Consider the following 13,055-nt stretch of genomic DNA (forward strand, 5'->3'; position numbering starts at 1 on the left):
GGGCAGAGCCTACTCCCGGGAGGCCGGATACCTCCAGAGCTGGGCCTGGACGCCCATCAGCCCGATCATGCCGTCCTGCTCCGCGCCGAGACGCTGCGCGAGGCGTTGCGAGCGAAGGTTCCCCGGATGGACGAAGCTCACCACCGGCTCCGACAGGTTCGCCTGTGCCCAGCCCAGGACGGCCGAGGCCGCCTCGAAGGCCAGCCCCCTGCCCCATTCGGCCGGCGCGATGCCATAGGCCAGCTCCGGCATGGGCCAGCCCTCGGGGTGCAGGATGCCGGCGCGGCCGATGAAGCGGCCCTCATGTTCGAGGGCCCAGAAGCCGCGGCCGCGCAGGGCCCACTGGCCCAGCTGCGTGGCCATGGAGGTCCAGGTCTCGCTGCGCGTGCGCGGCTTTCCCGCGCTCTCGCCGACGCCGAGATGGCGCATGAATTCCGGATCGGCCTGCATCGCCGCGAAATCGTCCAGGTCGGCCTCGATGAAGCCGCGCAGGACCAGCCGTCGGGTGCGCAGGACGGGGATCATTCGGTCCCGAAGCACCGGTCGCCGGCGTCGCCGAGGCCCGGAACGATGTAGCCGCGCTCGTTGAGCCTTTCGTCCAGCGCGGCGGCCGTGATCGGCACGTCCGGATGCACGGCCCGGAAGGCGGCGACGCCTTCCGGGGCAGCCACCACGCAGGCGAAGCGCACGGAGGTCGCGCCGCTCTGCTTCACCCGGTGGATCGCCTGGATCGCCGATCCGCCGGTGGCCAGCATCGGGTCCAGCACCAAGGCACCGCGATCGGCGAGGTCGCGCGGCAGGCGCACCACGTATTCCGTCGGCTGCAGCGTGTGCTCGTCGCGCACCAGGCCGAGATGGCCGACCGGAGCCTCGGGCAGCACGATGCGCGCCCCCTCCAGCAGGCCAAGCCCCGCGCGCAGGATCGCGACGAGGCAGGGCTCGGGAGCGGACAGCACGGGCGCGCGCATGGGGCCGACCGGCGTCTCGATGCCGGCCTCCACCTCGCCGAGGTCGCGCAGGGCCTCGCTCGTCAGGATGGCGCCGATCTCGGCCAGGATGCGGCGGAAGGTGACGCTGTCCGTCTCGCGCCGCCGGATGCGGGTGAGCTTGGCGCGCAGCAGCGCGTGGTCGGGGATGCGGAAGGGCGTGCTCATCGGTCGGTCAGTCGCAATTCGATTCGGCGGTTGCGGGCATAGGCCTCGGGCGTGTCGGCGGGGTCGATCGGCTGGTGCTCGCCGAAGGCGGCGGCGGCGACGCGGTTGGCCGGCAGCCCGGCCTCGATCAGTAGATTCGCGACCGCGATGGCCCGGGCGGCGGAGAGCTCCCAGTTGGTGGCGTAGCGGTTGCTGCGGATGGGCGAGCGGTCGGCATGGCCGTCCACGCGCAGCAGCCAGGGAATCTCCGGCGGGATGCGCGAGGCGATGTCGAAGAGGACGCGCGAGAGCTGCCGGATCTGCTGCTGGCCCGCGGCCGACAGCTCGGCCGAGGCCGGCGGGAAGAGCACCTCGGACTGGAAGATGAAGCGGTCGCCCACGATGCGCAGTTCCGGCCGGTCGCCCAGCACCTCGCGGAGCCGGCCGAAGAACTCGCTGCGGTAGCGCTGCAGCTCCTCGACGCGGCTGGCGAGCGCGGCATTGAGCTGCGAGCGCAGGTTCACCACCTGCGCCTCGTTCTCGCGGTCCTTGGCCTCGGAGGCGTCGAGGGCATTGGCCAGGCGGTTGATCTGGCCGCGCAGCTCCGCGAGCTGCTGCGTCAGCAGCGCGACCTGGGCCCGCGCGGCCTGGGAGAGGCGCTGCTGCTCGGCGGCCGTGCCCTCGGCGCCCTGGCGGCGTTGCGCCTCCGCGGCGGCCTGCGACTGGGCGGCGGCCTGTGCCTGGGCGGCGGCCTGGGCAGCGCGCTCGGCCTGCTCGCGAAGCGCATTGAGACGGGCGATGTCCTGCTGAAGCCGTGCGAGATCGGCGAGCCGCGCCTCGATGGTCGCCCGATCGGCGGTGACCGTCCGGTTCAGCGCCTCCGCCTCGGACTGGAGCGCGGCGATGCGGCGCTCCAGCTCGGCGGCGCGGGCAGCCTGCTCCGTCGCCTGACGGCGCAGCGTGGCCAATTCCTGGCGCGCAGTTTCCAGCGCGCCGGCCGTCTCGCGGACCTGTCGATCGGCGTTGCCCCGTGCCGTCTGCTCGGCGGCGAGGCGCTGCTCGGCCGCGGCGCGGGCCGTGCGCTCGGCCGTGAGGCTGCGGGTGGCCTCGGCGAGATTCCGCGACGCCTCTGCCAGCCGCTGCTCCGCGCCGCCGCGGGCCGTCCGCTCGGCAGCCAGGCCGCGCTGCGCCTCGGCCAGCGCGCGTTCGGCATGGGCACGGGCGGCCTGCTCGCCGGACAGCGCGCGCTGCGCCTCGGCAAGCCTTTGCTCCAGGCCGGCCCGCGTGGCGCGCTCGGCGGTCAGCGCCTGGTTCGCCTCGGCGAGGCTGCGCTCACCCGCCATGCGGGCGGCCTGGGCCGCGGCGAGGCCGCGGTTGGCCTCGGCCAGCAGCTGCTCGTTCGCCGCGCGCTCGGTGCCCGCCGTACGGGCCTGCTCGTTCAGCCGCTGCACCGTGCGCGCCGCGTCGCCGGTCGCGGATTCGGCGCGGCCCAGGGCTTCCGCCAGCTGCGACTCCGCCCGGGTGAGCTGCTGCGCCGTGGCGCCACGCACGGCTTCGAGGTCGGCGAGGCGCGCGATCAGCCGGTCGCGCTCGCCCCGCAGGGTCGCGGCATCGCCGGCCAGCCCGTCCCGCTCGGCCTGAAGCACGCGGAGCTGTTCGGCGAGGCCATCGCGCGAGCCGGCGGCGCCGCGCAGGTCGTCGGCGGCGCGGGTCAGGAGCTGGCGCAGCTCGGCCGATTGCCCGCGCTCCAGCGACAGCAGCTCGGCCAGCTCGGCCACCTGCGCGTTCAGCCGGTCGAGCGCGCGGTCCCGGTTGGAAAGGGCGGTCGAGAGAAAACCCTGCGCCAGCACGAAGACCAGCAGCACGAAGATGATGACCATGAGCAGCGTGGACAGGGCATCGACATAGCCCGGCCAGGGATCGAACCCCGTGACGCGCGCGCGGCGCCTAGCCACCCGGATTCCCGCCCGGGATCTGCTGCGCACCGCCGGAGATGGCCATGATGGTGCGCGTCAGCACGCGGATCTCGCTGCGCAGCTCCTGCGTGGACTGCGCGCGGCCCGAGGCCACCTCCTCCAGCAGCCGGGCGAGCAGCAGCTCGGTGTTGCGCAGATGCCCGCGCGCCGCGTCGTCGATCGCGCTCTGGCCCTGATGGGCGGCCAGCTGCGTCAGCACGGGCGTGAGCTGCGCCTGCTGCTCGGCCATGCGGGCGATCATCTGCTGCGTCCCGCGCATCTGGTCGCCCAGGAGCGACAGCTGCTCGGCGAGCTGCGCGACGGCGGTGGCGGTGGTGCCCCGCGCCTCCTCGCCGCGGGCCATGATGGCCTGGAGCTGCTCGAGGTTCTCGGCCGTCTGCTCCAGCAGGGCATGGACGAAGACCGGCATGGAGCCGCCCTCGGACTCGCTGCCGAGCGCCCCGGAGGAGAGCCGCGTCTGGCTGGCCAGCCAGTCCTCCAGCTCGGTATAGAAGCGGTTCTGCGCCTGGCCGGCGGTGAGGTCGAGGAAGCCCAGCACCAGCGCGCCGGCAAGGCCCAGCATCGACGACGAGAAGGCCACGCCCATGCCGCGCAGCGGCTCGGCCAGCCCGGCCTTGAGTTGGTTGAACAGCGCGTTCACGTCGCCCGAGCCCACCGACATGCCACCGATCACCTCGGCGACCGCGCCGATGGTCAGCAGCAGCCCCCAGAAGGTGCCGAGCAGGCCGAGGAAGATCAGCAGCCCGGTCATGTAGCGCGAGAGCTCGCGCGTCTCGTCCAGCCGCGAGGAGATGCCGTCCAGCAGCGACCGCATGGCCGCGGTGGAAAGGGTGAAGCGATCCGTGCGCCGCGCGGCCAGCATGCTCGCCATCGGGCCGAGGAGGCGTGGCGTGGGGCGCGCCGGATCGCCCTGGCGCGGGTTGCGGAAGGCTTCCAGCCAATCCACCTCGGGGCGCAACAGCAGCACCTGGCGGATATTCCAGATGACGCCCAAGGCGAGCACGAAGAGGATGAAGCCATTGAGGATCGGGTTGGCCTCGAAGGCATGGTGCAGCGAGGGGTAGAGCAGCGCGACGACGACCCCGACGATCGCCAGGAAGGCCAGCATGCGGGAGAGGAAGGCAGTCGGCTTCGTCATGCACGGGACACTACCCAGGCCGGGAGGGTGGCGCCAGTGAGGGGGTTCGGCGGGCCGGCCGGGCTGCCGCATGGACGACATCCGGCATTGTTCCGACCTGCCCCCGGGCGGGCAACCGGCCTTCGCCTGCCTGGTGCGCCACAAAGCGCAGTTCTCCAGCGCCTGCCGTCAGGCCGTTGAGGCCGTCCGCGCCGTCAACCGGGCGCTGATGCGGGCAGCCCCATCCATCACCCCTGCGGCGCGACATCGCCCGTTCATCGCCTGAACCCCCCTCCGCCGAAGCCGCGACCGCCTCCACCGCCCTGGAATCCATGCTCGGCGAAGGGACGCTGGTATTCGCCGGCACCGCGCGCCCTCGAGGCCGCGGCCGGCGCCGCCCTCCCCACTCGCCCCGTAGAAGCGCTGCCGCTCCTCGCCGAAACCGCGCGCGGCCTGATCCTGGCCGAGCCGGTTCCAGGTCTCGTTCTCGCGCTGCGACATGGACGACGAGCCCTGCTGCGGCGCCCTGCCGCGCGCATTCTGTCCAGCCCCCCGCTGCAGCGGTTGCTGCTGCGCCCCTCCGAGATCGCCCTGCCCGCCGCCACGCTGCTGCTGCTGCTGGGCGCCTCCGGGAGTGTTCTGTCCGCCGCCGCGCTGCGGCGGGGTGACCGGCTGCCAGGAGCCGTCGTTCCACTTCGACCAGCCGTCATCCGTGTGGCGATAGGCATTGCCGTCGGCGCCCGCATAGACATTCCCGCCGGAGCCGCGCACCACGCCACCCTGGTTGCCGTCCACGCCGCGCGCGCCCACCCCCGCGGCCCCCGTGCTGGACGAGAAGCCGCCGACCGAGCCGCGCGCATCGGAGCCGCTGACGGTGTTTACGGTCTGGCCGGGCCCGCTGAACGTACTCGAACCCCAGCGGGCGTAGGGGTTGGAGTTCTGCGTGGTGCTGCCGGCGACGCCGGTTCGCGGGTTGTACCAGTTGCCTTCCGCCGTGCCGCCGCCGGGGCCCCAGACCGCGCTGCCGCGGGCATAGCCGCCCGTGCTCGGGTTGTAGGCCGAGAAGGCTCCGGCCCCGCCATAGGGTCCATAGACCGAGCCGCCCGTGGCATAGGCCCCCGTCGCCGGATTGTAGGCCGTGCCGCCGCGCGCGCCGCCATAGGGGCCATAGACCGCGCCGCCGCGCGCCCAGGCGCCATTGGCCGGATTGTACCAGACAGATCCGGCATAGGTGCAGGGATAGGGCATGTAGACCGGCACCGGCCCCGGCAGCACCACGGGCGGATAATAGTAGCCCGTGCCATAGACCACGACGCCATTGGACACGTAGCCCGCCGTGTAGCCGGCCAGATAACCGAAGGTGACGGCCGCGGCCGTCGCGGCATAGACCTTCACGTAGCTGACGTTGTGCAGGGGGCTGCTCGGTGGAATCCGCTGCACCTCCGGGGGCACCGAATCCGCCAGCGCCCAGGGCCCGGTCGGCGCGGCCGCCACGAACCAGGCGCCGTTGTGGCAACAATAGAAGCGGCTGCCGATGCGCAGCACCTCGTAGGTGGTGTTCACGGCGTAGGCGATGCTGGTGCCGGGGACCGGCGCGAAGCGCGGCGCGCCGGCATAGGTGACGGTGAGCTGCGTTGCGCTGCGGCTCAGCGTCGCCTGGCGCGGAATCTGTGCCTGGAGCACGGCCTCCTGTGCCTCCGAGGTGCCCGGCACCGAGGAGAGCACGCTGCCCACCGGGCTCTCCGGCGGGATCAGCGCGAAGTCCGCCGGCAGGTTCGGCGTGGCGAAGGCCCAGGGGCCGTCGAGCGCCGCAGCGGAAAACCAGCGGCCCGAGAACAGCACGTAGATCCTTCCGTCCGCCGTGCTGCGAAACAGCGGAGCGCGGCAATTCGCGGCGTGCTGGAGCGCCGTGCCCGGCACCGGCGCGAAGGCCGGTGGACCTTCCGTGATGATGATCTCGGCCGGCGTGAGCGAGACGAAGATGGCCGGCATCTGCCCGGCCGTGGGGCTGCGGCCCGGCCGCGCGGCGCGCGCGGCGGCGAAGTCGTCGCCCTCCGGCAGGCGGGCGAAGCCGGCGGGCAGCGCGCCCGCCGGGGCCCAGGGACCCTGGGCCGCAGGCGCCAAGAGCCAGGCGCCGTCGTTCAGCAGGAACCAGCCGGCGTTGCCGGCCGTGTCGACGAAGACGTCCCAGTTGGTGTTGACCGCGACCGAGAGCCCGGTGTTCGCCACGGGCACGAGCACCGGCGTGCCGTCGAAGACGACGAGGCTTGCGGGGCGCTCGCTGTGGAAGATGCGCGGCGGATCATTGGCGATGCCCGCATTGTCGGCGGGCGGTGCGCCCTCGCGCAGCGCGAGGAGCAGCGTGTCGAGCGGCACCGGGCGCAGCGTGACGGAGGCCAGCGCGGCGCGGAGGCGCTGCTCCATCTGGGCGGCCTGGTTCGTGTCGAGCGACGGGAAGCGCGACGAGACGAGGCGCAGATTCGTCAGGCTCACCATGCGCGTCTGCAGGTCGGCCCGCGTGTCCGCCGTGATCTCGAAGGTCCCGAGGAACGGGCGCGGCTGCCCGGGACGCTCGATGCCCACCGCCGCGCGGGCGTTCAGCACCGTCTGGCCGGGCCAGGAGATGACCTGCGGCTGATGGATCGTGACCGTCGCGCCCTGCACGTTCGTCACATGCGGCCACGGCCCCGGCGCCGCGGCCGCCGAAGTGGCCTGCTGCGCGACGACCGGCCACGGCGCCGCGACGACGGCAGCGCCGGCGAGAAGAATCCGTCGCCGAGTGGCGACCCCCGCATCGTGCTTCATGGTGTCCTCCTTGCCCTGGCTGCCTCCGGAGCGTGATGCCCTCGCCTCCGCTCCTCCCGACTCAACCCACCGCCGATGGTGAAACCCAGCCGAGCTGGGCGAAGAGTCGCCCGAGGCGGAGGGCGAGCGCATCGCCGACGCGCCGGCCCTCCGCGCCGGTATCGGCCGAGCGTGCCTCGCTCACCCCCCGCATGATGCCGCTGCTCGCCGCGGCCTCGGCGGCCCGGCCCGCCGCGGCGCCCGCGCCCATGGTGGCGGCCGCGCCGGGCGTGCGCGGGCTTTCCGCGGCGGATTCGAACTGGTCGATCAGGCGCGGAGATCCGGTGACGTCGCGGAAATAGACCTGGATCTCGACGACGACCTGGCTCTGCCCCGCGCCGAAGCCGACGATGGTGCGCCGCGTCCGGTTGCCCTGATCGACCGAGAGGACGTGCCCCTCCACCACCACGTTCGGAACGGGAAGTCCCGGCACCGGCCTGGTGGTGCGTTCGGCCGGCAGGCCGAAGCTGGCGAGCCGCGCGACGATCTCCTGCGTGACGTTGCCGGCCGCTTCCCGGCCGGCGGCGAGCCGCTGTTCGCCGACCGGCTCGGAGGAGATCTCCCGCATCAGCCTGGCCCGCACGCCGTCGTCGAGCTTCACGTCGCCGGCGAGCAGGCCGAGATCGGGGACGAAGATGCGCTGCGGCCGTGGCAGGGGCGGGCCGCGGTAGCGATGCTCCTCCACCGTCTGCTCGCGGGCGCAGGCGGCCAGCAGGAGCGGGCCGGAGGCCGCGATGATCAGGCCGCGGCGCGGCCAGTCGTAGGGGGTCATCCTTGTTGTCCTCTCCTGTTCATGGCCGGGCGGCTCCCGATGCCGCTCGGGTTCGGCGTCGACGCAGGCGTTGCTCGATGCCCTGGAGCACCGTGAAGAAGGACGGCACGAAGAGCACCGCGAGGTTGATCGAGGCGCGCGGCCGCAGCACGCGCACGCCGGCCCGCTGCAGCGACAGGTTCTCCCGCGAGGCCCAATCGATCAGCGCGTCGCCGAAGCTGGGCCACCAGCCCGCATCCGCGACCGCATTACGCGTCGCGAGGCGCCGGTCGGCCGGCCATGCGCGGTCCATGGTTGCGGAAGGCTCGACGAAATCAGGGCCACCCTTGAACCATCCGGGCGGCGACAGCGAAAGGATGCAGCGCGCCGCCAATCGCGGGCATCGCCCCCGCAGGTTGACACCGCATCGCGCCACTGATCCCCCACTCTTCGTTGGCAGGATATGTACTTGAAGAGATGTGGAGCTTTCCACCAAATATTCTACATACCATTCAATAACAAGAAATTATCTTATCCGAAATTTCTCTAATATAACGAAATCACGGCGTAAAAATGTGTGTCTTTATGATCGGGATGGTACATAAAATGAGTAAACGAGCTCCAGATCCGAAATCGTGCGAATTCTGTGATCTTCCTCCCAAGGAATTTCACAATTCTAGCTCCGCCGGCAGCGCCACCCACCGATCCGACATCAGGCAAACCCAACGCTGACCAGGTCATGACCACGCGAGACAGCAACAGGGCTGACGAAGGCACTTGAATCCTCGTCGCCCGACCTCGATGGATTCGATCTACTGTCGGTAAAGGAAAACCCCGACCCTCGCGCTCCCCGACGGGGATCTCGATCGCGGGCCTCCGCCCTCGTGATTCGAATCAGCGCTCCGGCCTCACGCCCATCGCCACCGTCCGCTCGTCCATCCGCGGCTCGTGCCGGAGCCCTCGCCGCAGCGCCCAGGTGTTGGTGAGCTGCACCAGCTGGATCATCGGCATCTCCTCGGCATAGCGCGCCGTGATCTGCTGCCAGAGCTCGTTGCGCGCCGTGTCGTCCATGGTCGCCGAGGCACGGGCGGTCAGCTGGTCGAACTCGGCGTTGGAATAGCGCGCGTTGTTGTTCGCCCCCGTCAGCCGCTGGCGGTCATGCGTGGCGACGACATTGGCCAGGTAGTTCGAGGCCTCGCCGGTGGAACTGCCCCAGGCCCCGATCTGCATCGCATACTCCACCCGGGCGCGGCGCGGGACGAAGGCCGTCCAGGGCGAAGCCTCGACCTGCACGCGCACGCCGATGCGCGTCCACATCTGCGCCACCGCCTGGGTGAGGCGCGCGTCGTTGGGCCAGCGGTCGTTGGGCGTGTGGACCGTCAGGCGGAAGCCCTCCGGATAGCCGGCTTCGGCGAGCAGGCGCCTGGCGCCCTCGGGATCGAAGCCCTGCGGCCGGACGTCGGCATTGTAGCCGAAGGCGCCCTCGGGCAGCCATTGCGCGGTCGCGACGGAGGCGCCCTCCATCACGCGCTCGACCAGCGCGTCGCGGTTGATCGCCATGGAGAGGGCCCGGCGCACGCGCACGTCCTTGAAGGGATTCACCGGCAGCGGCGCGCCGGCATTGTCGGTGATCAGCGGGGTCCCGCCATCGCGCGAATAGTCGGGCGCCATGTAGACGGTGCGCAGGCTGGCGATCTCGGTGACCAGCAGCCGCGGCTCGCGGCGCAGGCGGGCGAGGTCGCTGGTGGGAATCTGCTCGATCAGGTCGACGTCGCCGGCCAGCAGGGCCGCGGTGCGGCCGGCGTCGTTCAGGATCATGCGGTAGTTCACCCGCGCCCAGGGCTCGCGCTCGCCCCAGTAGGTGTCGTTGCGCTGCAGCTCCACCCGGTCGCCGGAGCGGTAGGAGACGAGGCGATAGGGACCCGTGCCGATGGCGGCGCGGCCGCTGTTGTAGTCCTCGGTGGCCATGCCCTCGCCCGCATGGCGCGAGATGATGGCGACCGAGGCCAGGTCGAGCGGCAGCAGCGGATGCGGCTGGCGGGTGTGGAGGCGCAGCGTGTGCGCGTCCTTCACCTCGGTGCGCGAGATCGCGCGCAGGAAGCCACCGAAGCCGCCCGGGCTGTTGGGCACGTTCGGCACGCGCGAGAAGGTGAAGACCACGTCGTCGGCCGTGAAGGGCTTGCCGTCATGCCAGGTGACGCCCTCGCGCAGCTTGAACTCCCACTCGGTGTCGGAGACCGGACGCCAGCTCGTGGCCAGGCTCGGATGGGGGCGCGCATGGCCGTCGCGCTCCACGAGCCGGTCGAAGATGTGCATGACCAGCGCGTTGTTCGGCCCGACATTGTGGAAATGCGGATCGATGGTGGTGACCGGCGCACCGGCCCCGATGGTGAGGGTGCGGTCCTGCCCTTGGGCCATCGCGGCGGCCGGCGGCAGGAGAGCCGCCAGCGCCAGGGCGCGTCGCTTGATCATGTCCATCCCCTTTGTCCGTGCAGGGACTCTAACAGAGCCGGGGCCTGTGCCCAACCGGCTGCGTACCGGCCTCCGGCGGACCTCTGGAAGAGCTCCTTCAGGCCGTCCATCCGAAGCGGTCTTCGCCGATCGGGGTCTCCGGGTCAGGGCGCGGGCCGCACCCCCATCGCGACGGTCCGCTCGTCCATGCGCGAGGCCGGGGCGCAGCGCCCAGGCGTTGTTGAGCTGGAAGAGCTGGATGGTCGGCACGTCGTCGGCGACCATCGCCACCGCCTCGCGCCACATCGCCTCGCGCCGGGCATCGTCCATGACCACCGAGGCACGCGCCGTCAGCGAGTCCATGTCCGGGTTGGAGTAGCGGCCGGCATCGCCGGCGGGAAGATGGGCCTGGCGGCCCACGTCACCGCGAAGCAGAGCCTGAGACGCCCCGATCCCTGCGGCCTCAGCTGCGGCCCTTTTGCCGCATCGCGATCTTCGCCACGACCATCAGCACGACCCCGAGCGCGATCAGGCCGATCGTGCCGGGCGAGTCCTCGATGGCCTCGATGAGGGCGGCGGGTCCCCAGCTCAGCCAGTCCAGCACCGCCCGGGGAAACCAGAGCAGGGCATCCCAGCCGAACCAGTGCGCGCCCAGTCCCAGCACGACGAGGCAGACGCCGAGCGTCCAGAGGCTGGAGGGCTTCACTCCACGGCCTCCTAGACGTCCTCGTCGCGCACGCGCTGGCGCACCACGGGACGCGTCGGACCGGCCCCCTGCCGGCCGATCGGGATGGAGCGCACCTTCACCTCGGGCATGGGGCGCTGGAGGTCGATGTGGAGCAGCCCGTTGTCCAGGAAGGCGCCCTCCACCTCGATGCCCTCGGCCAGCACGAAGGCCCGCTGGAACTGCCGCGCCGCGATGCCGCGATGGATGAACACCCGGCCCTCGCTGTCGTCGCGCTGGCGGCCGCGGATGACGAGCTGGTTGTCCTCCTGCGTGATCGCCAGGTCGTCCATGGAGAATCCGGCGACGGCGAGCGTGATGCGCAGGCGCGCCTCGCCCGTCTGCTCGATATTGTAGGGCGGATAGCCGTCGGCGTTCTTCTGGACGCGGTCGAGCATCTGCTCGAGATGGTCGAAGCCGAGGAACAGCGGCGAACCGAACACCGAGGAACGCGACATTGAGCCTCCTGACAGGAGCGAGCATTTCCGAAGGCCCCTGGAATAGGCGGCAAGCGGCGCGGCTAGACTTGGCCCGTCGAGCGCGACGTTGCAAGCCTCGGGACGCGGCGCTACCTCCCCCGGCATCATGAACGACGAAAAACTTCCCATCCTGCTGGTTCCCGACACGCGGCTGCGTCAGAAGGCCCGGCTGATCGCGCCCGGCGACGAGGACGCGGTCCGCGCGCTGGCCCCCCGCATGCTCGCCACGATGTATGCCGCGCCGGGGATCGGCCTGGCGGCGCCGCAGGTCGGTTCGAATCTCCGGCTGATCGTTCTGGACGTGGCCGGCAAGGAGGAGCCGCCGGCGCCGATGATCCTGGTGAACCCGGAGATCACGGCGGCGACCAAGGAGATGGCGATCCGCGAGGAAGGCTGCCTCTCGCTGCCCGGGCAGTATGCGGATGTGGAGCGGCCGGCGCGGATCAAGCTGCGCTGGCAGGAGCTGGACGGCTCCAAACGCGAGATGGAGGCGGAAGGGCTGCTCGGCGTCTGCCTGCAGCATGAGATCGACCATCTGAACGGCGTCCTCTTCGTCGACCATCTCTCGGCGCTGAAGCGCAACATGCTGCTGCGGAAGCTGGCCAAGGAGCTGAAGGCCAAGACGCGTGACGATTAGGCCGCTGCGCCTCGCCTTCATGGGCAGCCCGGATTTCGCCGTGCCCGCCCTGCATGCGCTGCACGCGGCCGGCCACGACATCCGCGCCGTCTACACCCAGCCGCCCAAGCCCGCCGGGCGCGGGCAGCAGGAGACCCCCTGCCCCGTCCATCGCGCGGCCCTGGCGCTCGGACTGCCGGTGCGGACGCCGGCGCGGGTGCGGCGCGACACGGCGGAGCACGAGGCCTTCGCCGCGCTAGACCTCGATGTCGCGGTGGTGGCGGCCTATGGGCTGATCCTGCCCAGGCCCATGCTCGACGCCCCGCGGCGCGGCTGCCTCAACATCCACGCCTCCCTGCTGCCGCGCTGGCGCGGGGCCGCGCCGATCCACGCCGCCATCCTGCATGGCGATGCCGAAAGCGGCGTCACCATCATGCGGATGGAAGAAGGGCTCGACACGGGCCCGATGCTGCTGAAGGGCACCGTGCCGCTCGGCCCGCGCAGCACCACGCCGGAGCTGCACGATGCGCTGTCCGCCATGGGCGCCGGGCTGATCCTGCGCGCGCTGGACGAGGATCCGCCGGCCATCCCGCAGCCCGACGAAGGCGCCACCTACGCGCCCAAGCTCACCAAGGCGGATGGGCTGCTCGACTGGAGGAAGCCGGCGGCAGCCCTGGATGCGCGGGTGCGGGCGATGAACCCCTGGCCGGGCGCGTATTTCCCGCATCGAGGCGAGGTGCTGCGCGTGCTCGCGGCCGAGCCCGCCGCCGGCGCGGGCGCGCCAGGCGAGGTGCTGCCGGGCCCGGCGCTGACCGTCGCCTGTGGCGAGGGCGCGCTGCGCCTCACCCGGCTCCAGCGCCCCGGCCGCGGCGCGATGGATGCCCACGCCCTCCTGCGCGGCTTTCCGCTCCCCACCGGCACGCGGCTCGGCTGATGCCGAGCCGCGCCAATGAGCCGCCACGCC

General features: G+C 71.8%; 12 protein-coding genes. 2 read left to right on the top strand and 10 right to left on the bottom strand.

Translation table 11 applies throughout. The features are described from left to right. Positions 1-9: 9 nt before the first annotated feature. From EJV46_RS07380 to EJV46_RS07425, 10 genes are all read right to left on the bottom strand, one after another. Positions 10-525: a GNAT family N-acetyltransferase gene (locus EJV46_RS07380; RefSeq protein WP_206020727.1), complete on the bottom strand. Its 516-nt coding sequence runs from the start codon at positions 523-525 to the stop codon at positions 10-12. Beyond that, a complete protein-coding gene (upp, locus tag EJV46_RS07385) occupies positions 522-1,154 on the bottom strand; it encodes a uracil phosphoribosyltransferase (protein WP_131547900.1) in 633 nt (210 codons plus the stop codon). Before upp ends, EJV46_RS07380 begins: the two co-directional genes overlap by 4 nt. Beyond that, the gene (locus EJV46_RS07390; RefSeq protein ID WP_131547901.1) at positions 1,151-3,088 is read right to left on the bottom strand and encodes a peptidoglycan -binding protein; all 1,938 of its coding nucleotides are present in this window, start codon (positions 3,086-3,088) and stop codon (positions 1,151-1,153) included. The genes upp and EJV46_RS07390 overlap by 4 nt, the downstream gene beginning before the upstream one ends. Next, entirely contained in the window at positions 3,081-4,247 is a 1,167-nt protein-coding gene (locus tag EJV46_RS07395; RefSeq protein ID WP_131547902.1) for a flagellar motor protein MotA, read from the bottom strand. The genes EJV46_RS07390 and EJV46_RS07395 overlap by 8 nt, the downstream gene beginning before the upstream one ends. A gap of 168 nt (positions 4,248-4,415) precedes the next feature. Further along, on the bottom strand, positions 4,416-7,031 hold the full coding sequence (locus EJV46_RS07400; protein ID WP_131547903.1) for a hypothetical protein: 2,616 nt from the start codon (positions 7,029-7,031) through the stop codon (positions 4,416-4,418). A gap of 61 nt (positions 7,032-7,092) precedes the next feature. Next, a complete protein-coding gene (locus EJV46_RS07405; protein ID WP_131547904.1) occupies positions 7,093-7,842 on the bottom strand; it encodes a DUF4410 domain-containing protein in 750 nt (249 codons plus the stop codon). Positions 7,843-7,861: 19 nt separating this feature from the next. Further along, positions 7,862-8,215: a hypothetical protein gene (locus EJV46_RS22705; RefSeq protein ID WP_165585390.1), complete on the bottom strand. Its 354-nt coding sequence runs from the start codon at positions 8,213-8,215 to the stop codon at positions 7,862-7,864. 500 nt (positions 8,216-8,715) lie between these two features. Further along, positions 8,716-10,293 (bottom strand): ABC transporter substrate-binding protein, encoded by a 1,578-nt coding sequence (locus EJV46_RS07415; protein ID WP_131547906.1) that lies wholly within the window; start codon positions 10,291-10,293, stop codon positions 8,716-8,718. Between the two features lie 442 nt (positions 10,294-10,735). Beyond that, on the bottom strand, positions 10,736-10,978 hold the full coding sequence (locus EJV46_RS07420; RefSeq protein ID WP_131547907.1) for a hypothetical protein: 243 nt from the start codon (positions 10,976-10,978) through the stop codon (positions 10,736-10,738). Positions 10,979-10,989: 11 nt separating this feature from the next. Further along, entirely contained in the window at positions 10,990-11,454 is a 465-nt protein-coding gene (locus tag EJV46_RS07425; protein ID WP_131547908.1) for an Hsp20 family protein, read from the bottom strand. Between the two features lie 127 nt (positions 11,455-11,581). Here EJV46_RS07425 and def point away from each other — a divergent pair, with 127 nt between their 5' ends. Next, complete coding sequence (gene def, locus EJV46_RS07430) at positions 11,582-12,112, top strand: peptide deformylase (RefSeq protein ID WP_131547909.1); 531 nt, start codon at positions 11,582-11,584, stop codon at positions 12,110-12,112. A gap of 4 nt (positions 12,113-12,116) precedes the next feature. Next, the gene (fmt, locus tag EJV46_RS07435) at positions 12,117-13,025 is read left to right on the top strand and encodes a methionyl-tRNA formyltransferase (RefSeq protein ID WP_131548074.1); all 909 of its coding nucleotides are present in this window, start codon (positions 12,117-12,119) and stop codon (positions 13,023-13,025) included. The last annotated feature ends 30 nt before the right edge of the window (positions 13,026-13,055 follow it).

Origin of the sequence: Roseococcus sp. SYP-B2431 (assembly GCF_004336745.1) — a bacterium.
Lineage (GTDB): Bacteria > Pseudomonadota > Alphaproteobacteria > Acetobacterales > Acetobacteraceae > Roseococcus.

What these genes read in the sequence shown, in the direction of transcription:
- EJV46_RS07395 (WP_131547902.1), bottom strand. Translation starts at nt 4,247, where the DNA reads ATGACGAAGCCGACTGCCTTCCTCTCCCGCATGCTGGCCTTCCTGGCG.
- EJV46_RS07405 (WP_131547904.1), bottom strand. Translation starts at nt 7,842, where the DNA reads ATGACCCCCTACGACTGGCCGCGCCGCGGCCTGATCATCGCGGCCTCC.
- upp (WP_131547900.1), bottom strand. Translation starts at nt 1,154, where the DNA reads ATGAGCACGCCCTTCCGCATCCCCGACCACGCGCTGCTGCGCGCCAAG.
- EJV46_RS07380 (WP_206020727.1), bottom strand. Translation starts at nt 525, where the DNA reads ATGATCCCCGTCCTGCGCACCCGACGGCTGGTCCTGCGCGGCTTCATC.
- EJV46_RS07425 (WP_131547908.1), bottom strand. Translation starts at nt 11,454, where the DNA reads ATGTCGCGTTCCTCGGTGTTCGGTTCGCCGCTGTTCCTCGGCTTCGAC.
- def (WP_131547909.1), top strand. Translation starts at nt 11,582, where the DNA reads ATGAACGACGAAAAACTTCCCATCCTGCTGGTTCCCGACACGCGGCTG.
- EJV46_RS07400 (WP_131547903.1), bottom strand. Translation starts at nt 7,031, where the DNA reads ATGAAGCACGATGCGGGGGTCGCCACTCGGCGACGGATTCTTCTCGCC.
- EJV46_RS07415 (WP_131547906.1), bottom strand. Translation starts at nt 10,293, where the DNA reads ATGATCAAGCGACGCGCCCTGGCGCTGGCGGCTCTCCTGCCGCCGGCC.